Here is a 19,775-nt window from a genome sequence, read left to right as displayed (position 1 = left end):
CGCGGCCTACGGCTTGGCCGAGTCGAGTTGGATGATCTCGCCATCGACCGCGACCACCTTCGCCGCCCGATCGACTTCGGGGATCGCGGTGACGCATTCGCCGGTCGCGGACAGGGCGGTCGCGCTGTGGTCGGCGTCGCTCACCACGCAGGCGACCAGCGGTGGCTCGAAGTCCACCATCATGTGCCACGACATGGTCATGACGTTGGGGCGGCCGTCCCGCGCGGTGGTCAGCGGGACCACCGGCCCCGGTTCCAGGAGCCGGTAGACCTCCGAGAGAGGTAGGTCCTTCATCGCATCCCTCCGTGCCGATGCGTCCCGGCAGTTCAGGCCGTCAGCCGGTCCACCCAGGCCTCGCCGCCGCAGCTCGTCTCGTAGGCGATGGCGGTCTCGACGGCCCGGCGCACGACGTCGTCGGCGGCAAGGTGGAATCCCGAGTTCACCAGGGCGTGGCCGGCGCCCACCGCCAGCTCGCGTCCGCTGCCCTCGGCCCACAGGCGATCGGGCGCCAGGGACATGACCGAAAAGTCGGCGGCGATGGCCCAGACCGCGCCGGGGCGCGCCAGTATCAGCATCTGGCCGTAGACGATCGGCCCGCCGTTGCCGTTGGTTTCGGTCGTGAAGCCGTCCGCCTTCAGCAGCTCCCGCGCCCGGCCGGCGAACTCGAACGGTCCGTCGAGGTTGCCGAGGAGCTCGGCGGCGTTGTGCTGGAACAGGTTGAGTGCCCGCAGGTGGCCCGCGACCCCGAGGGCCCAGGGGCTGTGCCGGATCCACTTCGGTCCGACGATCTGCCGCAACGTGGCCGAGCACATCAGCGTGTCGCTGCCGATCCAGGTCGCCCCTGTCGCGCTGCATGTCATGGCGGCGATGACGCTCATGTCCCTGACCTCCGAACGGCCTGCGAGGCAGCGGCGCCAGGGCCGCCTCGTCGACTTTGGCGGGCCTGAGCGGTGCCGCATTAACATGGATCAATGGCCGGGCGGGCCCGACTGACCCAGGTCAAGGCGTGCGGTGGGCGGGCTGCCATGCTTCCCACAGACGGTGCGGTGGAGCGATCGACATGGCGGCCGACGGAGAAACCGGTTTCGACCCCGCGGTCATCAAGCGCCAGTTCCCGGGGCTGGCAGCTCCCGACCTGATCTACCTGGACAATGCCGCGACCGCGCAGGTTCCCGAGGTCGTCCTGGCGGCGCAGCGCGCCTTCGAGATCGAGGCGCGCGGCAACGTCCACGGCACGCCGCACCGCCGCTCGCGGGCGGCCCAGGCGGCCTACGACCATGCCCGCGCGGCGGTCGCCCGCTATCTCGGTGTCGTGCCGCGGGAGGTCGTGTTCACTTACGGCGCCACCTCGGCCATCAACATCGCGGCCGGCGCGCTGACCGAGCTGGTCGGGCCGCGCGACCGGATCGTGGTGACCCAGCTCGAACACCACAGCAACCTGCTGCCCTGGCAGCGCCTGGCCCATCATCGCGACGTCCGGCTGGAGGTGATCCCGGTCCGCCCGGACGGCCGGCTCGACCTCGACCGGCTCGAGCAGATCCTGCATCCCGATACCCGCCTGGTCGCGATCACCCAGTGCTCGAACGTGACCGGGGCGGAAACCGACGTCGCCCGGGTGGTGGCGGCGGCGCGGGCGGTCGGCGCCCAGGTGCTGCTCGACGGCGCCCAGGGCGCACCGCACGGGCCCGTCGACCTGCCGGCGCTCGGTGTCGACTACTACGCGTTCTCGGGCCACAAGGTGTACGGGCCGACCGGCATCGGCGTGCTGTGGGGCCGGCAGGAGGCGCTGGCGGCGCTGCCGCCGTTCCTGGTCGGCGGCCAGATGATCCGCGAGGTGACGCTGCAGACCGCGACCTTCGCCGACCCGCCGCGGCGGTTCGAGGCGGGCACGCCGCCGCTCGGCGGTGCCGTCGGCCTCGGCGCCGTGCTCGACTGGCTGGGCGGGCTCGACTGGACGGCGGTCCGGGCGCACGAGCGGAACCTGACGCGGCGGGCCATCGAAGGGCTGCAGGGCCTGCCCGGGGTTCGGATCGTCGGACCGACCGATCTCGACCGACGCGGCCCGGTGGTCAGCTTCGTGGCCGAGGGGATCGACAGCCTTGAGCTCTGCCGGCGGCTCGACCGCGACGGCCTGGCCTTGCGCTCGGGACATCACTGCGCGCAGCCGCTGCACGACGCCCTGGGGGTGCCGGGGACGGCGCGGGCCAGCTTCGCGCTGTACAACCTGGAGAGCGACGTCGACGCCCTGGTCGCCGGCGTCGACCGGGCGCTCCGGGACCTGCGGCGATGAGCGGGGGAGGCGCCGAGGGCTGCGGCCCGGCGGCCCTGGACTATGCCGCCCGCGGCTGGTCGGTGGTCCCGCTGCGCCCGGGCGACAAGCGCCCGCTGATCGCCTGGGAGGCGTTGCAGGAGCACGCGGCGAGCGCCGAAACGGTCGGGAAATGGTACGACCGGTGGCCGGACGCCAATGTCGGCATCGTGACCGGCGCGATCTCGCATCTGGTGGTGCTGGACGTCGACCCGAAGCACGGCGGTGCGGAGTCGCTGGAACGGCTGGAACGCGAGCACGGGCCGCTTGCCGATACCGTGGAATCGATCTCCGGCGGCGGCGGGCGGCACCTGTACTTCCGGCATCCCGGCAGCGAGGTGTCGAACCGCGCCGGGCTTCGCCCCGGCCTGGATCTGCGGGGCGACGGCGGCTACATCGTCGCGCCGCCGTCGGTGCACCCGAACGGCCGGCGCTATGCCTGGCGCGACGGCTGTTCGCCGGCGGAGCGGGAGCCGGCGGCGATGCCGTTCTGGCTGCTCGACCCACATGGTGTCCGGGCCGGTCGAAGACTGGCCGACTGGCGGTCGCTGGTGCGCGAGGGCGTGCCCGAGGGCGAGCGGAACAGCACCGTCGCCTCGCTCACCGGGCACCTGCTGTGGCACGAGGTCGATCCGGAGATCGCGCTCGAACTGATGCTGGGCTGGAACCGGCTGCGCTGCCGGCCGCCGCTCGACGACGACGAGGTTGCCCAGGTCGTGCGCAACATCGCGCACCTGCACGAGAAGCGGGACTGAGGCGGTTCCCGCCGGCCTAGAGGTGCTCGCCCTCGAGCTCCATGCAGCTCAGCCCGAAGGCCGCCAGGCCTTCCTCGATATAGTCGCCGAGCAACGGCATGCTGGTCAGGTACTGCGCGGTATGATCGGTGTGGCCGTCCCGGGCCGCCTCCAGCGCTTCGTCCCAGTCGCCCCGCTCGTAGGTCCCGCGGCCGATCCAGGCCAGCGCCACCAGCCGGCACTGCTCCTCCTCGCTCAGGTCGTCGATCGCCTGGCAGAGCTCCTGATAGGTCGGGTCGTCGCCGTAGGCTTCCAGGACCTGGCGCGCCTGGTCGTCGACCGCGTCCGACCCGTAGTCGGGCTCGACGACCTCCTCCTGCGCGTCGAAGGCGCGTGCCTTGACGACGATGAAGCAGATCCTCGCGAGGTCGAGTTCCAGGGCATCGCCGTCCTCCTCCGAGGGCGCTGGGTTCACGATGGTATCTCCTTGCGCTCCCGGCGGACCTCGGCGGGATCGACCCCGAAGTACCGCCCGATGGTCTCGTCCGTCATTCCCATGTCGACGAGGGCGGCCAGGGCCAGGGGAGACACCGGCCACGTCGCGCCGAGCGGCCCGTGCCGGTCCCGCGTCAGTGGTGCGGCGCGGCTGTCGGGTGACTGAAAAGCGGTCATTGGACATCCTCCCTGTGAGCGGATGTGCCGATCCCCACGCCTTCCCCCGGCACGGCCGGTTGATATCGACGGAATGCGTCATTGATATGAAGCGCCGGTGCCACCGGCGTGACATTGACGCAGATCAAGCCCGCAGCCGCTCGGAGACGATGGCGAGCGCGCTGGTGAGCAGCGCACCGGCGGTCGCCAGGGCCATGTCCTTCTCGGCGTCCCAGACGTCGCCCTGGGCACCGACATAGGCGATGCCGATCTCGCCGCCCAGGGTGGCCGCGGCCGCCCATTCCAGGATCTCGTAGGCGGCCGAGAGGCTCAGCACCACCGCCACCGGCAGGAACAGGCGCCAGGCCGTCCCTATGCGGTCCGTCGGCGGCAGGATCTCCCGGATCGGTGCGGTCAGCAGCAGGCCGTAGGCGAGGTGGACCAGCCGGTCGTAGTGGTTGCGCTCGAAGCCCAGCATCCCGTTGAGGGTCGAGCCCGTCAGCGCCTCGGCCCAGCGGTCGTACGGCACCAGGGAGTAGGTATAGTGCGCGCCGACCGCGTGCAGGCACAGGAACGCCAGGATACACAGGAACGACGCGCGGCTGAGCGACAGCCACGCGCCGGTACGCCACAGGATCGCGACGAACGCCACGACCAGCAGGTTCTCCAGCGCCCAGTCGCCCCGGTCGAGTGGCGCCACCGCGAGCGCCAGCCACAGCCCCCCGTAGCCGACCGCGAGACCTTCCCGGAGCCGCTGGTCGGTCATCCGGGAGGGCCCCGGCCGATGGCTGTCAGCGCCGCGCGACGTTCAGCGGACTACTTGCGGAGCGACTTCCGGAACGCCTCCTCGACCTTGGCGCTGCTCGCCGCCGCGGCCTCGGCCGCCCGCTTGGCGTCGGCGGCGTCCTTGGCGGCCTTCTCGGCGGCCATCTTGTTGTGGTCCATCATCGAGTCGAGCCGCTGGTTGATCGCCTGAACGCTCTTCTCGAGGTCGCCGAGCCGGCTGTTCACGCTGCCCATCTCGCCCTGGCTGGCGCATCCGCCGAGGGCGGCGGTGGCGACGAGAACGCTGGCGACGGCAAGACTCCGCAATACGGGCATCACACTTCTCCTCACAGGACGATGCCGGCCCTCCACCCGTGACCGTGGCGGCGCGGCGATGGCGACACGCTGGCACATGCATGGCCGGCGGCATTGATCTCGATCATGCGTCCGGCGGTCCCGCCGCCCGGTTGGCGGATGCGATCCGGGCGTGCACCGCGCGCTCGTCGGCGGCGAGCGCGTCGCTGACGACCACCGGGTAGGCCGACGCGGACAACGCGCGTACCGGATCGGGCAGCGCCGTCACCTGCTCGGCGGCGTGCCAGCGGACGGCCGCGAGCGGCCGTGGCGGGGCGGTCCGTCGTCCCCCCGCCATGACCGGTTGCAGCAGCGGGGTTCCGGGCAGGGCCTCGTCGTGCCGGGCGATCGTGTCGCCGTCGGCGGTACCGTCGCGGAACCGTCGGAACACCTGCTTGCGCCCGGGCAGGGTGCGCTTGCCGGTCGACAGCTTCATGCGGCCCTCGCCGCCGTAGGCGGTGAGCTTGTAGGCGATGTCCAGGGCCGGTGCGTCGGCGGACACGCTCATGTCGGTGCCGACGCCGAAAGCGTCGATCGGCGCCCCGTCGGCCAGCAGCCGGGCGATCGCATGCTCGTCCAGGCCGCCGCTGGCGACGATCCCGACCCGCTCGAGGCCGGCGGCGTCGAGGCGTTGCCGGGTTGCGGTCGCCAGGGCGCCCAGGTCGCCGGAGTCGAGGCGGACGCCCTGCACCCGGAAGCGGTTGCCGAGCTCGCGGGCGAGCGCCACGACCCGGTCGACCCCGTGCAGGGTATCGTAGGTGTCGACCAGCAGGACGGTCTCCGGGTGCACGCCGGCGAACCCGCGGAAAGACTGCATCTCGTCGTCGCAGGCCTGCACGAAACTGTGCGCCATGGTCCCGGCGACCGGGATGCCGAACCGCCGGCCCGCCAGCACGTTCGAGGTCGAGGCCACGCCGGCGAGGTAGAACGCCCTGGCCCCGTACAGCGCGGCGTCGATCCCCTGGGCCCGGCGGCTGCCGAAATCGATCACCGGCCGGCCGGCTGCCGCCGCGACGATACGCGCGGCCTTCGATGCCATTACGGTCTCCAGGCCGACCACGTTCATCAGCACCGTCTCGACGAGCTGGGCCTCCGCGATCGGCGCCACGACCTCCAGGATCGGTTCGTTCGCGAACACCGGCGTACCTTCCGCGACGGCGTGGACGTCGCCGGTGAAGCGCAGGCTCGACAGACTGTCCAGGAAGGCTTGGTCGAACCCGGGCTGGGTGCCGAGGTAGGCACGGTCGCCGGCGTCGAAGCGCAGCCGTTCGAGGATGTCGACGGCGCGCTCGATCCCGCACGCCAGCAGGAAGTTGCGGCTTGCCGGCAGCTTGCGGACGAACAGGCTGAACACCGCCTCGCCGGCCATGCCGAGCGCCTGGTAGGCGCGCGCCATCGTCAGCTCGTAGAGGTCGGTGAACAGCCCGAGACCGTTGTCCCCGGCACCTGTGCTCCGGTCGTCCTGATCCACGTCGGTGGTCTCCCGGGATCGTCCCGCTCGGCCGTCCCTGCGGGTGTGCGCGCCGCAGCAGGGTGACCGCAACAGGGTGACCGCGGCCGGCCCGGGCGTCGTTGAGATGGGTCAACGGCGGGTGGCGCGGAATTGACTCCGGTCAATGCGTGCCCCGCCGAGACGGCGCCACCCTTCACCCAAAAGCATCAGGAGGAACCCGTGTCGACCCCGATCGAGATCGTCTTCAAGAACATGGATCATTCGGAGTTCGTCGAGCAGCGCGTCCACAAGGAGGCGGAGAAGCTGGACCGGTTCTTCGACCGCACCGGTTCGATCCGGGTGGTGATCGAGGCCGCCAACAAGACCCATCGCAAGGGCGATCTGTACCAGGTCGGCATCCACATGAAGGTGCCGCCGTCCGGGTCGCTCGACGTCAACCGCGCCAAGCCGCAGAGCCATGCCCACGAGGACGTCTACGTGGCGATCCGCGACGCGTTCGCGGCCGCCCGCAGGCTTCTGCAGGACCACTCGCGCAAGCTCGGCGGGCATGTGAAGACCCACGAGGCGCCGCTGCACGGCCGGGTGATCCGACTGTTTCCCGAGCAGGGCTACGGCTTCGTCGATGCCAGCGACGGCCGCGAGATCTACTTCCATCAGAACGCCGTCGCCGGGGACGCCTTCAACCAGCTCGAACAGGGCAGCGAGGTCCGCATCGTGGTCGCGGAGGGCGAAGGCGAGCACGGCCCGCAGGCTTCCACCATCGTCCCCGTCGGCAAGCATCACATCGTCGAGTGACCGGGCCGGTGATGGAGGCTCCGCAACCGCTCGAGCGCGAGCGCCTGGCCCTTCGGTGCGACCTGTCGGGACTGGCTTTCGGAACCACTGCCGACCTGTCGGACGTCGACCTGATGGTCGCGCAGGACCGGGCGAGCGCGGCCATCGACTTCGGCGCCGAGGTCTCGGCGCCGGGGTTCAACCTGTTCGTCGTCGGGGCGTCGCCCGACAGCCTCGACGAGGCGGTCAAGGCGCTGCTGGAGGACCGGGCGCGCTCGGCCCCGCCGCCGAGCGACTGGGTCTACCTCAACAACTTCGCCGAGCCGCACAAGCCGATCGCCATGGAGCTGCCGCCGGGGCGCGGCCCGGGTTTCCGGGACGCCATGCGCGCGCTGGTCCAGGACCTCAAGGTGGCGTTGCCGGCGGCGTTCGAGAGCGACGACTACCAGGCTCGCCGGACCGTCATCGAGCAGGCCTTCAGCCAGAAGCAGGAAGCCGCCTTCAAGGCGCTGCAGGAGGAGGCGACCGCGGCCGACATCGCGGTGATCCGCACGCCGTTCGGCTTCACGCTGGCACCGATGAAGGACGGGCAGGTGCTGCGGCCCGAGGCGTTCAACGAGCTTCCCGAGGCGACGCGCAACCGGGTCCACGAGACCATCCAGGGTCTGGAGAAGAAGCTCGAGGCGATCCTGCGGTCGGTGCCGGTGTGGGACAAGCAGCGCCGCATGGACCTCCGCAAGCTCGGCCAGGAGACCACCGAGAACGCGGTCGGTCACCTGATCGACGAGCTCAAGGCGCCGTTCGCCGACCTGCCGAAGGTGCTCGGGCACCTCGAGCACGTGCGGACCGACCTCGTCGACAATGTCGGCCTGTTCATTCCCCAGCAGGGTGGCGAGGAAAACCAGGAGGGCGACGCCGTCGTGGTGGCGCCGTTCGACCGCTACGAGGTGAACCTGCTGGTCACGCGCCCGGAAGGGGAGGGCGCACCGGTCGTCCAGGAACTGCACCCGTCCCTGTCCAACCTGGTCGGCCGGATCGAGCACGTGTCGCGGCAGGGCGTGCTGATCACCGACTTCCGGCTGATCAAGCCGGGCGCCCTGCACCGGGCGAACGGCGGCTATCTTCTGCTGGACGCCCGTTCCGTCCTTACCGAACCGTTTGCCTGGACCGCATTGAAGCGCGGGCTGAAGGCCCAGCAGATCCGCATCGAGAGCGCGGTCGACCTGCTCAGCCTGACCAGCACGATCTCGCTCGAGCCCGACCCGATCCCGCTCGGTCTCAAGATCGTGCTGTTCGGCGAACGGCGACTGTACTACCTGCTGGCGGCCCTCGATCCGGAGTTCCGCGAGCATTTCAAGGTGCTGGCCGACTTCGACGACGCCGTCGATCGCAAGGACGATGCCGAGGTCACCTATGCCAGGCTGGTGGCGACCCTGGCGCGCGCCAAGCAGCTCGCGCCGCTGGACCGCGACGCCGTCGCCCGCGTCGTCGACCGGGCCGCCCGGCTGGCCGGCGACGCCGCCAAGCTCACCCTGGCGGTCGAGAAGATCGGCGACCTGCTGGTCGAGGCCGAGTACTGGGCGAAGAAGGACGGCGCGCCGATCATCCGGGCGGCCGACGTGGACCGGGCGATCGCCGAGCAGATCAGGCGGGCCAGCCGGATCCGCGAGCGCAGCCAGGAGGCGATCCTGCGCGACATCGCGCTGGTGGACACCAGCGGCTCGGCGGTCGGGCAGATCAACGGGCTGAGCGTCCTGGAGCTCGGCGGCTTCATGTTCGGCCGGCCGACCCGGATCACCGCCCGCGTCAGCCCGGGGGCCGGCAAGGTGGTCGACATCGAGCGCGAGGTCGAGCTCGGCGGGCCGATCCATTCCAAGGGCGTGCTGATCCTGTCGGGGTTCCTGAGCGGCCGCTATGCGCTGGAGGCGCCGATCTCGCTGCAGGCGAGCCTGGTGTTCGAGCAGTCCTACGGCGGCGTCGACGGCGACAGCGCGTCGTCGGCCGAGCTGTACGCCCTGCTGTCGGCCCTCGCGGAGGTGCCGTTGCGGCAGGACCTTGCGGTCACCGGCTCGGTCAACCAGCACGGCACCGTGCAGGCGATCGGCGGCGTGAACGAGAAGATCGAGGGCTTCTTCGACATCTGCCGGGCGCGCGGGCTCACCGGCAGCCAGGGCGTGCTGATCCCGGAGGCCAACGTCCAGCACCTGATGCTGCGCGAGGACGTGATCGAGGCCTGTGCGGAGGGGCGCTTCGCCGTCTACCCGGTCGCCACGGTCGACCAGGGGCTGGCGCTGATGACCGGGTCGCCGGTCGGGGAGCGCGGGCCGGACGGAACCTTCGCCGAGGGCACGGTCAACCGTCTGGTCGAGGACCGTCTGGCGACGTTCGCGAAGGCCCGCCGCTCGGTCGTCGGCGAGGCCGGCGCGCGGGAACTCGGAGGACGCGTGACATGACCGACCCTCAGTCGGCTCCGCGGGTGATCCGGCGACTGGTCGTCGGCTTCCACGATGCGGCCGGGTCGTCGTCGGCGCTCGAGGCCACGGTGCGCCTCGCGCGCACCATGGAGTCCCAGCTGCTGGGCATCTTCGTGGAGGACGCCCCGCTGCTCGAGTGGTCGTCGTCGCCGCTGACCCGGCAGGTCGGCCGGGGCGTCCGTCCCGGCGGGACGTTCACGCCCGACACGCTGGCGGCCGACTTCGCGACCGCGGCGGCGATGATGCGGGAGCGCCTGGCCCGGTTGGCCGGCGGTGTCGGACTGACCGCCGGGTTCCGGGTCGCGCGGACCAGCGCCAGCTCGCTCGATTTCGACGGCAGGGAACCGGGTGACCTGCTGGTGGTCGTCGAGCCGACCGACCCGATGGCCCGTCTGAGCTACCCGTTCGCGGGTCTGCTGCAGACCATCGCCAGGACGTCGGTGCCGGTGCTGTACATGCCGCACCGGGTTCTGCAGCGGCGCGGCCCGGTGGTGTCGATCGCCCCCCGGCCCGACGACCCCGGCCAGCGGCTGGCGGCCGAGGTGGCGGCGACCATCGGCGAGGACCTGCTGAACCTGCCGCCGCCTGCCCACGGAAGCTCCCCCGGCGTCGGTGGCCCGCTCAGCCTGCAGGACCTGAGCCGCGCCTTGAGCGGCGTCCGGGAGCGTCTGCTGGTCCTGAGCCGGCCGACCCTGCCGGCCGACGACCCGTGCCTGTTCGCCTCGATCGCCACGCAGCGCATGGTCCCGACGCTGGTCGCCGGCACCGGCAAGAACGGCGACCCGACGGCCTGATCACGCCATGCAGGCCTCCCGGCCGGTCGGCGCCGGCCGGTTGGCGGGCGCGCCCGACCGGCTGTTGCTCAGGGTCTCGAGGAAGGTGCGGCCCCAACGGTGCACGTCGTGGACCGCGAGGTGCTCCATCATCGTGCGCCACCGCTCGCGGCGCTCGTCGAGCGGCATCTGCAACGCCGTCCGCAGTTCCCGGGCCGTGGCTTCGACGTCATGCGGATTGACCTGCAGGGCCGTCGGCAGTTCCTCGGCGGCGCTGGCGAAGCGGGACAGCACCAGAACGCCCGGGTCGTCGGGGTCCTGGGCGGCCACGAATTCCTTGGCCACCAGGTTCATGCCGTCGCGCAACGGCGTCACCATGCCGACCCGGCTGGCCCGCAACAGGGCTGCGACCTGGGCATGGTCGACGGTGCGGTGCATGAGGCGGATGGGGGTCCAGTCGACCATGCCGAAGCGGGCGTTGATGCGCCCCGACAGCGCCTCGAGCTCACCCTGGATCGCGCGGTATTCCGGAACCAGCAGCCGGGACGGTGCGGCGATCTGGAACAGTGTCGCCTGCCCGGCCCATTCCGGGTGCCTTTCCAGCAACGTCTCGACGGTCCGGAACCGCTCGGCCAGCCCCTTGCTGTAGTCCAGCCGGTCGACGCTCGCGATGGTCAGCGGCGATCCGGCGGTCGCGCGAAGCCGGGCCGCGCGGGCGGCCACCGCCGGCGAGGCCGCCAGGGCCGCGAAGCCGTGCGTGTCGGCGCCGACCGGGAAGGCGCCGACCCGGACCGTCGTCCAGCCGATGGTCACCAGGTCCTCGCCGACCCGACGGCCGAGCCGGTGCCGCTCCACGAAATCGAGGAAGTTCTGCACGCAGGCCCGGGTCTGGAAGCCGACCAGGTCGTAGGCCGCGAGGTCGTCGACCAGTTCCAGCGCCCAGGGCATCGCGGCGAAGGTTTCCGCCGGCGGGAACGGGACGTGCAGGAAGAAGCCGATCGGCCCGCGCACGCAGCGGTTCCGCAGCATCCGGCCGAGCGGCATCAGGTGATAGTCGTGCACCCAGACGCTCGTGGTCGGGCCGACTTCGGCCAGCAGGGCGTCGGCGAACCGCCGGTTGACCGTCCGGTAGGCGGTGTAGTCGGCGTAGTCGAAGCGGGCGAGATCGAGCCGGCCGTGCAGGACCGGCCAGAGCGCGCAGTTCGCCATGCCGTCATAGTACCGCGAGCGCTCCTGCTCGGTCAGGTCCAGCGTCGCCACCGCGAAACTGCCGGCGTCCGCCAACCTGGCCCGACCGGCCGGCGAGGCGCTGGTCCGGCCGCTCCAGCCGAGCCACAGCCCGCCACGCTCCGCCAGAACGGGCCGCAGGGCGATCGCCAGCCCGCCCGCTCTGGAATCCCCGTCGAGGGGCGGGACCCGGTTCGATGCGATCAAGACACGTCGCATGCAGCCCCCTGCGCCGATGCGCATTGTCCTGGGCCGCTGTCGCCCCCTCACCGATCCACGGCGCCGTTGTCGACAGTCCCGCATTGCATGAATGCGGCGAGCCGGCGTTGACCTAGCTCAACCGACCCGCAGCTTCGCTCCCGTCGGCGATGTCCGTCGCCCGCAGGGCGGCGGCGTCGTCTTCCGGGCTGGACGGGTTGATCGGCAGACCGGAGCCCAGCTCGAAGCCGCCGGGCCGGGCAAGGTCGGGAACGATCCGGACGGACCAGTGGTCGCTCGCGGGGACACGGTCCCGCAGGCCGGCCGACTCGATCATCAGGTTGTAGGCCGGCTCCCCGGTCGCCCGTTCCAGACGCGACACCGCCCGGCGGAGCACCGGACCGAGCTCGGCGAGTTCCTCCGGACCCGCCTCGGCGAAGGTGGCGGCGTGGCGGAACGGCGTGATCCGCAGCTCGAACGGACTGCCGGCGGCGAACGGCACGGTGACCAGGAAGCGTCGGGTCGCCTCCACCGTACGGCGACCGTCGGTCGCCTCGCGCTCGAGCTCGTCGCAGACCGGGCAGCAGCCGGTCTGGGCATACCGGTCGCGCGTCCACTGCGCCCGAGCCGTCACCTTCGGGGTCGCGATGGCGGTCGCGATCACCTGCGAATGGGGATGGACCAGCGAAGCGCCGGCGCGGCGACCGCGGTTGCGGAACACGAAGACGGCCTCCACGCCGGGCCGTTTCGCGAGGTCGACGAACCGGCGGTGGCAGGTGTGGACGACGGCGTGCAACTCGGCCTCGTCGAACGTCGCGAGGTCGGCGTCGTGGCGCGGGGATTCGATGATCACCTCGTGGTAGCCGAAGCCGGCCAGCCGGGTCTGCACGGTGGCCGGCATCGGCGCCGGATCGCCCTGCGGCCGCAGTGCGGGGTGCTTGTTCGCGATCACCCGGGTGTACCAGCCCGGCGACCGGTCGGCGGGGGTCTCATCGAGAACCGGCGGGATCAGCCGCTCGTTTCCCGGGCAGAACGGGCACGCACGATCGGTGTCGCCCGCCGGCTCGCGGTTCCCGTCGACCAGCCAGTCCGAAGGGCGCCGGCCGCGCTCCGGGGCGACGATGACCCAGGCGCCGGTGGTCGCGTCCTGACGGTACTCGCTCATGGTCCGGCGGCCGTCTCGGCGGCGGCGACCCGCTGCTTGACCGCGGCGAAGCTGTCCGGGCTGACCGAGATCGAGTCGATGCCGCATTCCACCAGGAACTCGGCGAACGCCGGGTGATCGCTGGGGGCCTGGCCGCACAGCCCGACCTTGGCGCCGGCCTTGTGCGCCTCGACGATGACGTTGCGGATCATCCATTTCACCGCTTCGTCCTGCTCGTCGAACAGTTCGGCCAGCTCCGCCGAGTCGCGGTCGACGCCGAGCGTCAGCTGGGTGAGGTCGTTGCTGCCGATCGAGAAGCCGTCGAAGCGCCGGGCGAAGGCTTCGGCCAGGATCACGTTCGACGGAATCTCGCACATGACGTAGACCTCGAGCCCGTTCTGGCCGCGCCGCAGGCCGTTCTCGGCCATTACCTCCAGCACCCGGTCGGCCTCCTTGGCCGAGCGGCAGAACGGGATCATCACCACGACGTTCGTGAACCCCATGGCCTCGCGCAGCCGCCTGATGGCCCGGCACTCCAGCGCGAAGCCTTCACGGTAGCGCGGCGAGTAGTAGCGCGAGGCGCCGCGGAACCCGATCATCGGGTTCTCCTCCTTCGGCTCGAACTCGGCACCGCCCAGCAGGTTGGCGTATTCGTTGGTCTTGAAGTCGCTCATCCGGACGATCACCGGGTCCGGGAAGCGGGCGGCGGCGATCCGGGCCAGCCCGCGGGCCAGCCGGTCGACGAAGTACTCGGTCTTGTCGTCGTAGCCGGCGGTGAGGTCGGCGATCGCCTGCCTGGCCGTCTCGTCGCGCAACCCGTCGAAGCGGACCAGCGCCATCGGGTGGACCTTCACCAGGTTGGCGACCACGAACTCCATGCGGGCCAGCCCGACGCCGTCGGCCGGCAGTCGCCACCAGCGATACGCCGCCGCCGGGTTGGCGAGGTTGAGCATCACCTTGGTCCGGGTCGCCGGGATGTCGCCGAGGTCGAGCGGTACCCGCTCGTAGTCGGCGCGGCCGTCGTAGACGAAGCCCTGGTCGCCCTCGGCGCAGGACACTGTCACCTCCTGCTCGCCGTGCAGGACCCGGGTGGCGTCGCCGGTGCCGACGATCGCCGGCAGGCCGAGCTCGCGGCTGACGATCGCGGCGTGCGAGGTGCGGCCGCCATGGTCGGTCACGATCGCGGCCGCCCGCTTCATGATCGGCACCCAGTCCGGGTCGGTGGTGCGGGTGACCAGGACGGCGCCGTCGACGAAGCGGCCGATGTCGCCGGCGTCCTCGATCACGCAGACCCGGCCGGCCACAACGGCGTCGCCGATGCTGAGGCCGGTCGCGAGGGTCCGGCCCTTGGACCGGATGCGGTAGGTCGCGAACCCCTCGGACCCGCGGCGCGACTGCACGGTCTCGGGCCGGGCCTGGACGACGAACAGCTCGCCGGTGGCGCCGTCCTTCGCCCACTCCACGTCCATCGGCAGGCCGTAGTGCTGCTCGATCGTGCCGGCCCAGCGCGCCAGGGCCAGGATCTCGTCGTCGCCCAGGACATAGTCCTCCCGCTCGGCCCTGGAGGTCGGGACGTTGCGCGTGGTTCGCCCGTCACCCTCGGCCGCGTAGATCATCTTCTGGGCCTTCGCCCCGATCCGCTTCTCGACGATCGGGACGAGTGCGGGATCGGCCAGCAGCGGCTTGAATACCTGGTACTCGTCCGGGTCGACGGTCCCCTGCACCACGTTCTCGCCGAGTCCCCAGGCGGCGTTGATCAGCACCACCTTGTCGAACCCGGTCTCGGTGTCGATCGTGAACATCACGCCGGAACCGCCGAGATCCGAGCGGACCATGCGCTGCACGCCGATCGACAGCGCCACCTTGAGGCTGTCGAAGCCCTTGGCCCGGCGGTAGCTGATGGCGCGGTCGGTGAACAGCGAGGCGTAGCAGCGCCGGCAGGCGTCGATCAGGGCGTCGGCGCCGCGGATGTTCAGGAAGCTCTCCTGCTGGCCGGCGAAGCTGGCGTCGGGCAGGTCCTCGGCCGTCGCGCTGGAGCGGACCGCGACGTCGACCTCGCCGGCACCGGCCCGGCGGCTCAGTTCGGCGTAGGCGGCCCGGATCGCGGAGGCGAGGTCGTCGGGCCAGTCGCCGGCGAGGAAGGCGCGCCGGATGTGCCGCCCGGCCTCGGCGAGCGACAGCCGGCCGGCTTCGTGTTTCGCCAGGGCGCCGGATACGACGTCGCGCAGGCCGTTGTGCTCGACGAAGCGCCAGTAGGCGTCGGCGGTGGTCGCGAATCCGGGCGGCACCTGCACGCCGCGTGGCGCCAGGGCGCCGATCAGCTCGCCGAGCGAGGCGTTCTTGCCGCCGACCCGCGGGACGTCGCCGCGGCGAAGATCCTCGAACCATTCGACCAGTACCGTAGCCTCGGCCAACCCACTCTCCCGTTTGCTAGGCGGCGCCGCGGAGCCGGAAGTGCGGCTCGAACGCGCCGATCAGGTCGATCCAGTCCTCCATCAGGCGGGTCATCAGGAACCGCTCGCGGACCGATTCCCGTCCGGCCTCGCCGAGCCGCCGGCCGAGATCCGGGTCCTTGAGCACCTGCACGATCCGCTCGGCCGCCTGCTCGACGGTTTCGACCAGGAAGCCGCTGACGCCGTCCTCGATCTGATGGCGGATCCCGCCGACCCGGCCGCCGATTACCGGCGTGCCCTTCCACATCGCCTCGGTCACGGTCAGCCCGAAGCCCTCGCGCGTCGACTTCTGCAGGACCACGGCGGCGCGGCGCTGCAGGGCGTTCACCAGGGCCGAGTCCTGGACCGACAGGATCCGGATCCGGTCCTCCCGGCAGCTGCACAGGGAGGCGAAGATCTCCTGCCCCTCCGGATCGTCGGTCGCGACGTTGCCGACCAGCACCAGGGTCGCGTCGACCTGCCTGCGGGCGATCCGGAAGGCCTCGATCACGCCGCGGGGATCCTTCCACTTGTCGAACCGCGACACCTGCACGACCAGCGGCAGGTCCGTGGGGATCCCGTAGTGCTCCAGCCGGTCGTCGATCTCGGCCTCGGACAGATCCTTGTTGGTGGTGGTGAACGGGTTGATGGCCGGCATGATGAAGCGCTGCGGCGGCCCGATCGGCTGCGCGTACTCCGGCAGCGACAGCACCACCGCGTCGTAGCGCTCGACGAACCGGGCGAGATAGGCCCAGGCGTCCGGATTCGGGTTGCTGAGGTCGACGTGGCAGCGCCAGACCCAGGGCGCCTTCTTGCGGTAGTGGCAGATCAGCGGCAGCGGCTGCGGGTCGTGCACGATCACCAGATCGTGGTCGAAGTGGTTCCGGCAGGCGTTCTCGTAGACCACCTGCTCGTAGATATCGCGCTTCAGGTCGCTGAGGTTGATGTCGCCGCCCTGCAGGGCGTTGTGCATCTTCTTGGTGACGCTGAAGAAGTCCGGCCGGCCCTGGATCACCCGCCAGCCGGTGCGGATGCCGGCGCGGTTCATCAGCAGCGTCAGCGACGACAGGATCTCGGCGACCCCGCCGCCGTAGTAGGTCGAGTTCACGTTGACGACGTGCAGGTCGTGCAGGCGGGCGGCCTTGGCCATGATCCGCTCGACCGCTTCGGCGCCGACGAGCGGCTCGTAGTCTTCCACCGACTTGAGAGCCGGATCGGACGCTACCGTGTCGCTCCGTTCCATGCGGCAAGGCTGGGCTCGGCGGCTCCGGCTCACCATGATCTGGGTCAATCGACCGGGGACTGCCCCGGTCCCGGGTGTACCGGGTGGCGGTAGCCGCGCTTGAGTTGAGTCAATGCGCCCGATCCGGCGGCCGGATATCCAAGGCAATGCCGTGCCCGCAGCAAGCGGCGAAGCCGGGGAGCAGCGGACCATGCCAGCCAATGACCCGCGGGAGACCGTCGAACTGCCGCCGTGCCCGGCGGCCGCGACCATGCCGGTTCGGGAGGCGATCGCCGGGCGTCGTTCGGTCCGGTCCTATGCCGACCGGGCGATGCCGCTGGAGGCGCTGGCCGGGATCGTATGGGCGGCGCAGGGCGTGACTTCGCCCGACGGCCGGCGCGCCGCACCGTCGGCGGGCGCGCTGTATCCGTTGTCGCTCCATGTGGTGGCCCGCCGGGTCGACGGGTTGCCGGCGGGGGTGTGGCGCTACAGCCCCGAGCACCACGCGCTCGAGCGCAGGGGCGAGGGTGACCGGCGAACCGAGCTGGCGCATGCGGCCTTGCGCCAGCATTGGCTGGACGACTGCGCCGCGGTCCTGGTTCTTGCCGCCTGCTGCGAGCGTACGGTCCACAAGTACGGCCGGCGGGGCGAGCGCTACGTCGACCAGGAGGCGGGGTTCGCCGCCGGCAACGCCTGGCTGATGGCCCGGGCGCTGGGGTTGGACGCGGCCGTCGTCGGGGCGTTCGTGGACGCCGACGTCGGGGGGGTGGTCGGGCTCGCCGAGAACCAGCGGCCCCTGTTGTTGCTGGCGGTGGGAGCCGGCGGCGACGCGATTCCGGACGATCGGCCGCCGGTGGCCTGATCCGTCGTCGGATCCAGCGGTCCGGGGGCTCCGCACGCGCTTGACGCCCGCCGAAGCCTCGCGTATACCGCCCGCTCTTCGCCGCCCGCCGTCGGGCGGCGTCCCAGTTTGTGTGGTCCGTGGCGGCATCGGCCCCCGGTCCGAGACGAAGGAGCGACCCATGGCGCGACGCTGCCAGGTGACCGGCAAGGGCGTGATGTCCGGCAACAACGTCAGCCACGCCAACAACAGGACCCGTCGGCGTTTCCTGCCGAACATCCAGGAAACCTCGCTGCTGTCCGACGCGCTCGGCCGGATGATCCGGCTGAAGCTGTCGACCAGCGCGATCCGTACGATCGAGCACAATGGCGGCCTCGACGCCTATCTCGTCAAGGCGAAGCCGGCCGACCTGTCGCTGGAGGCCCGCCGCCTGAAGAAGCAGATCGAGAAGGCGCAGGCTCGCGCCGCCGCCTGATCCGGTCGCTTCGATCGAGAGTTCCGACGCCCGCCGCCAGGCGGGCGTCGTCGTTTCGGGGCCGCCGCTTGTAGCGTCGTGGCCGCTCAGCCGTCCGGCCGCAGTCGACGGCCCTCGGCGACCCCGTGACTGACGTAGTGCCGGTAGGCATCGACTCCGGCCGCGGCGACGTCCGGGTTGGCCGTCAGGTAGGCCGCGGCATCGAACTCCTCGCGCGGAACCTGCTTCGACAGGTGGAGGTGGCTGAGATTGCCGCTGTAGTCGTGGTAGCAGATGCAGCCTTCCGCGAAGTAGTGGCAGACCAGCGCCTTGCGGCTCCAGCGGCGGTCGCGGCGCGGCGAGCCGCCGTGCAACAGGTTGGCGTGCCACACCAGCACGTCTCCGGCTTCCGCCTCGAAGTAGGCCGGCTGCAGGCCGTTGTCGCGGATCGCCGCCTCGATGAACGGCTCGTACTTGGCGTGGTAGGCGTCGTATCCGGCGCGCCCTTCCTCGAGGGCGATGCCGACCTCGCGCGAGTAGGCGTAGGGCAACCGGTGCGACCCCGGGTAGTAGACCAGCGGCCCGGAATCCGCGTGGATGTCCTCGAAGGCGATCCAGTTGGCCGCCAGGTAGCCCTGCGGGTACGTGGTCATGTGGATCGAGTCGGAGTGGGGCTTCTGCTCCGAGCCCTTGTGGCCGATGATGGTCTGGAACGGCAGGGTCCGGACCCCGAACAGCAGGTCGGTGATCGCGACCATGGCCGGGTCGGCCAGCATCTCGCGCACCGGGTCGACCCGGAAATGCGGGTTCAGCACCCGTCCCGGCATGCCCTCCTCGTACTCCTCGGGCGGCGGCACGACCCGGCCGTCGGCGATCGCGGCCTCGTAGGCCGACCACACCGATGCCAGGCGCTCGGCCGGGAAGAACCGCTTCAGCACGATATACCCGTCGTCGTGCCACTTGCGGCAAAGGGCGGCCTGTTCCTCGGTCAGGCTGCCGTCGGCGAGCCGGGCGGCGATCCGCTCCGGCGCGTCCGGCCGGTCCAGCCACGGGAGCGGTCCGGCCGCCGGGAAGTTCTCGGCGCGTGCCACGCCGATCGAGGCGGCGTTGACCGGAACCTCGGGCTCGATCGGCTTCGGGCGGTCGTCGCGTCCGGTGCGGGACCACAACCGATTCAAGATTGCGCGCATGCTCGCCGATCCTCCCGGCTGACGATCCCTTCCCGTGTTCGTCCTGGTCTATACGCCGCGGTGCGTCGCGGGCAACCCCTGCGTGCGCCTCAGAACTTGCCGAACTTCAGATAGGCCCGTTCCGGGTCCATGCCTTCCATGATGGCGCGGCGCATCTCGCCCTCGGTGCCCATGACCGCCTCGGTCTCGGCAACCACTTCCTCGGCCACCTCGTGCGGGATGATCACCACGCCGTCGCGGTCGCCCAGCAGCCAGTCGCCGGAGCGGATGGTGACGGTGCCGATGGTGATCGGGTCGCCCAGCGCGTCGTAGGTCCAGCGCTCGACGATGTCGGCCGGCGTGTTGGCCTCGCAGAACACCGGGAAGCCCATCTCCAGGATGAAGTCGGTGTCGCGGCAGTGGCCGTCGACCACGTAGCCGCGGGTGTGCTTGACCCGCAGCGCCTGCGCCGACAGCTCGCCCATCAGCGCGATCGCCTTGGTGTTGGGCTGGCACACCAGCACCTTGCCGCCGGGTACGCGCGACAGCACCTGGGCCCAGCGCAGCAGGGTCTCGTGGCGCGACAGGGTCTGATCGACGTGGCCGGAGATCGTGTAGACCTCGCCGGCGACCCGGCGGGTCGGGTCGAGGGCCCGGATCGAGGGCGGGAGCACCTGGTTGCCGTAGCCCCTGGCGCGCAGCACGTCGTGCACGGCGCTGGCGTAGCAGGCGGCCAGCCGGTCGGCGAGATCGGTCATCGGGTCCTCCCTTCGGGTTCGGCGCTTCCGGTGGCGCCGTGCTT

At 71.2% G+C, this 19,775-nt stretch carries 20 protein-coding genes; 7 read left to right on the top strand and 13 right to left on the bottom strand.

The window, feature by feature from the left end:
* Positions 1-6: 6 nt before the first annotated feature.
* On the bottom strand, positions 7-294 hold the full coding sequence (locus tag IE246_RS13975; protein ID WP_189990641.1) for a flavin reductase family protein: 288 nt from the start codon (positions 292-294) through the stop codon (positions 7-9).
* Positions 295-326: 32 nt separating this feature from the next.
* Complete coding sequence (locus tag IE246_RS13970; protein WP_189990638.1) at positions 327-878, bottom strand: hypothetical protein; 552 nt, start codon at positions 876-878, stop codon at positions 327-329.
* Between the two features lie 182 nt (positions 879-1,060).
* Between IE246_RS13970 and IE246_RS13965 the strand changes: the two genes are divergently transcribed.
* Positions 1,061-2,290, top strand: coding sequence for an aminotransferase class V-fold PLP-dependent enzyme (locus IE246_RS13965; protein ID WP_189990636.1), 1,230 nt, complete (start codon positions 1,061-1,063; stop codon positions 2,288-2,290).
* On the top strand, positions 2,287-3,063 hold the full coding sequence (locus IE246_RS13960; RefSeq protein ID WP_189990634.1) for a bifunctional DNA primase/polymerase: 777 nt from the start codon (positions 2,287-2,289) through the stop codon (positions 3,061-3,063). Before IE246_RS13965 ends, IE246_RS13960 begins: the two co-directional genes overlap by 4 nt.
* A 16-nt stretch (positions 3,064-3,079) precedes the next feature.
* Here the strand turns inward: IE246_RS13960 and IE246_RS13955 are convergent, their stop codons facing one another.
* The 5 genes from IE246_RS13955 to IE246_RS13940 all read right to left on the bottom strand — a co-directional run bounded on the left by IE246_RS13955 (position 3,080) and on the right by IE246_RS13940 (position 6,283).
* On the bottom strand, positions 3,080-3,517 hold the full coding sequence (locus tag IE246_RS13955) for a DUF3775 domain-containing protein (RefSeq protein ID WP_229837121.1): 438 nt from the start codon (positions 3,515-3,517) through the stop codon (positions 3,080-3,082).
* Positions 3,514-3,714 carry a hypothetical protein gene (locus IE246_RS27905; RefSeq protein ID WP_229837119.1) on the bottom strand — a complete coding sequence of 67 codons (201 nt, stop codon included), beginning with the start codon at positions 3,712-3,714 and terminating at the stop codon, positions 3,514-3,516. Before IE246_RS27905 ends, IE246_RS13955 begins: the two co-directional genes overlap by 4 nt.
* Positions 3,715-3,838: 124 nt before the next feature.
* A complete protein-coding gene (locus IE246_RS13950; RefSeq protein ID WP_189990631.1) occupies positions 3,839-4,459 on the bottom strand; it encodes a DUF2238 domain-containing protein in 621 nt (206 codons plus the stop codon).
* Between the two features lie 50 nt (positions 4,460-4,509).
* Positions 4,510-4,794, bottom strand: a complete 285-nt coding sequence (locus IE246_RS13945) for an alanine-zipper protein (protein ID WP_189990630.1) — start codon at positions 4,792-4,794, stop codon at positions 4,510-4,512.
* Positions 4,795-4,897: 103 nt separating this feature from the next.
* The gene (locus IE246_RS13940; RefSeq protein WP_189990628.1) at positions 4,898-6,283 is read right to left on the bottom strand and encodes a nicotinate phosphoribosyltransferase; all 1,386 of its coding nucleotides are present in this window, start codon (positions 6,281-6,283) and stop codon (positions 4,898-4,900) included.
* Between the two features lie 201 nt (positions 6,284-6,484).
* Between IE246_RS13940 and IE246_RS13935 the strand changes: the two genes are divergently transcribed.
* The 3 genes from IE246_RS13935 to IE246_RS13925 are packed head-to-tail and all read left to right on the top strand — an operon-like array spanning position 6,485 to position 10,307.
* Positions 6,485-7,060: an HPF/RaiA family ribosome-associated protein gene (locus IE246_RS13935; protein WP_189990626.1), complete on the top strand. Its 576-nt coding sequence runs from the start codon at positions 6,485-6,487 to the stop codon at positions 7,058-7,060.
* Between the two features lie 11 nt (positions 7,061-7,071).
* Positions 7,072-9,492: a Lon protease family protein gene (locus tag IE246_RS13930; RefSeq protein ID WP_189990623.1), complete on the top strand. Its 2,421-nt coding sequence runs from the start codon at positions 7,072-7,074 to the stop codon at positions 9,490-9,492.
* Complete coding sequence (locus tag IE246_RS13925; protein WP_189990621.1) at positions 9,489-10,307, top strand: hypothetical protein; 819 nt, start codon at positions 9,489-9,491, stop codon at positions 10,305-10,307. Before IE246_RS13930 ends, IE246_RS13925 begins: the two co-directional genes overlap by 4 nt.
* Here IE246_RS13925 and IE246_RS13920 read toward each other — a convergent pair whose 3' ends face one another.
* From IE246_RS13920 to IE246_RS13905, 4 genes are all read right to left on the bottom strand, one after another.
* Positions 10,308-11,732 carry an alpha,alpha-trehalose-phosphate synthase (UDP-forming) gene (locus IE246_RS13920; RefSeq protein ID WP_189990618.1) on the bottom strand — a complete coding sequence of 475 codons (1,425 nt, stop codon included), beginning with the start codon at positions 11,730-11,732 and terminating at the stop codon, positions 10,308-10,310.
* A gap of 112 nt (positions 11,733-11,844) precedes the next feature.
* On the bottom strand, positions 11,845-12,876 hold the full coding sequence (locus tag IE246_RS13915; RefSeq protein WP_189990616.1) for a galactose-1-phosphate uridylyltransferase: 1,032 nt from the start codon (positions 12,874-12,876) through the stop codon (positions 11,845-11,847).
* Positions 12,873-15,269, bottom strand: coding sequence for a phosphoenolpyruvate synthase (ppsA, locus tag IE246_RS13910; protein WP_189990614.1), 2,397 nt, complete (start codon positions 15,267-15,269; stop codon positions 12,873-12,875). Before ppsA ends, IE246_RS13915 begins: the two co-directional genes overlap by 4 nt.
* A gap of 16 nt (positions 15,270-15,285) precedes the next feature.
* Positions 15,286-16,530, bottom strand: coding sequence for a glycosyltransferase (locus tag IE246_RS13905; RefSeq protein WP_189990597.1), 1,245 nt, complete (start codon positions 16,528-16,530; stop codon positions 15,286-15,288).
* A gap of 190 nt (positions 16,531-16,720) precedes the next feature.
* On the opposite strand from IE246_RS13905, the gene IE246_RS13900 reads away from it, so the two are divergent.
* Together IE246_RS13900 and rpmB are read left to right on the top strand one after the other, a co-directional pair.
* Entirely contained in the window at positions 16,721-17,371 is a 651-nt protein-coding gene (locus IE246_RS13900) for a SagB/ThcOx family dehydrogenase (protein ID WP_189990594.1), read from the top strand.
* Between the two features lie 160 nt (positions 17,372-17,531).
* Positions 17,532-17,825 carry a 50S ribosomal protein L28 gene (gene rpmB, locus IE246_RS13895; protein ID WP_189990591.1) on the top strand — a complete coding sequence of 98 codons (294 nt, stop codon included), beginning with the start codon at positions 17,532-17,534 and terminating at the stop codon, positions 17,823-17,825.
* Between the two features lie 86 nt (positions 17,826-17,911).
* Here the strand turns inward: rpmB and IE246_RS13890 are convergent, their stop codons facing one another.
* Positions 17,912-18,994, bottom strand: a complete 1,083-nt coding sequence (locus tag IE246_RS13890) for a phytanoyl-CoA dioxygenase family protein (protein ID WP_189990589.1) — start codon at positions 18,992-18,994, stop codon at positions 17,912-17,914.
* An 89-nt stretch (positions 18,995-19,083) separates the two neighbouring features.
* A complete protein-coding gene (locus IE246_RS13885; protein WP_189990587.1) occupies positions 19,084-19,731 on the bottom strand; it encodes an RraA family protein in 648 nt (215 codons plus the stop codon).
* Positions 19,732-19,775: the final 44 nt, after the last annotated feature.

The sequence above is a fragment of the Thalassobaculum fulvum genome, from assembly GCF_014652915.1.
GTDB lineage: Bacteria > Pseudomonadota > Alphaproteobacteria > Thalassobaculales > Thalassobaculaceae > Thalassobaculum_A > Thalassobaculum_A fulvum.
Note: the sequence above shows the minus strand (reverse complement) of the source record. Positions and strands in the feature narration are given on the sequence as shown.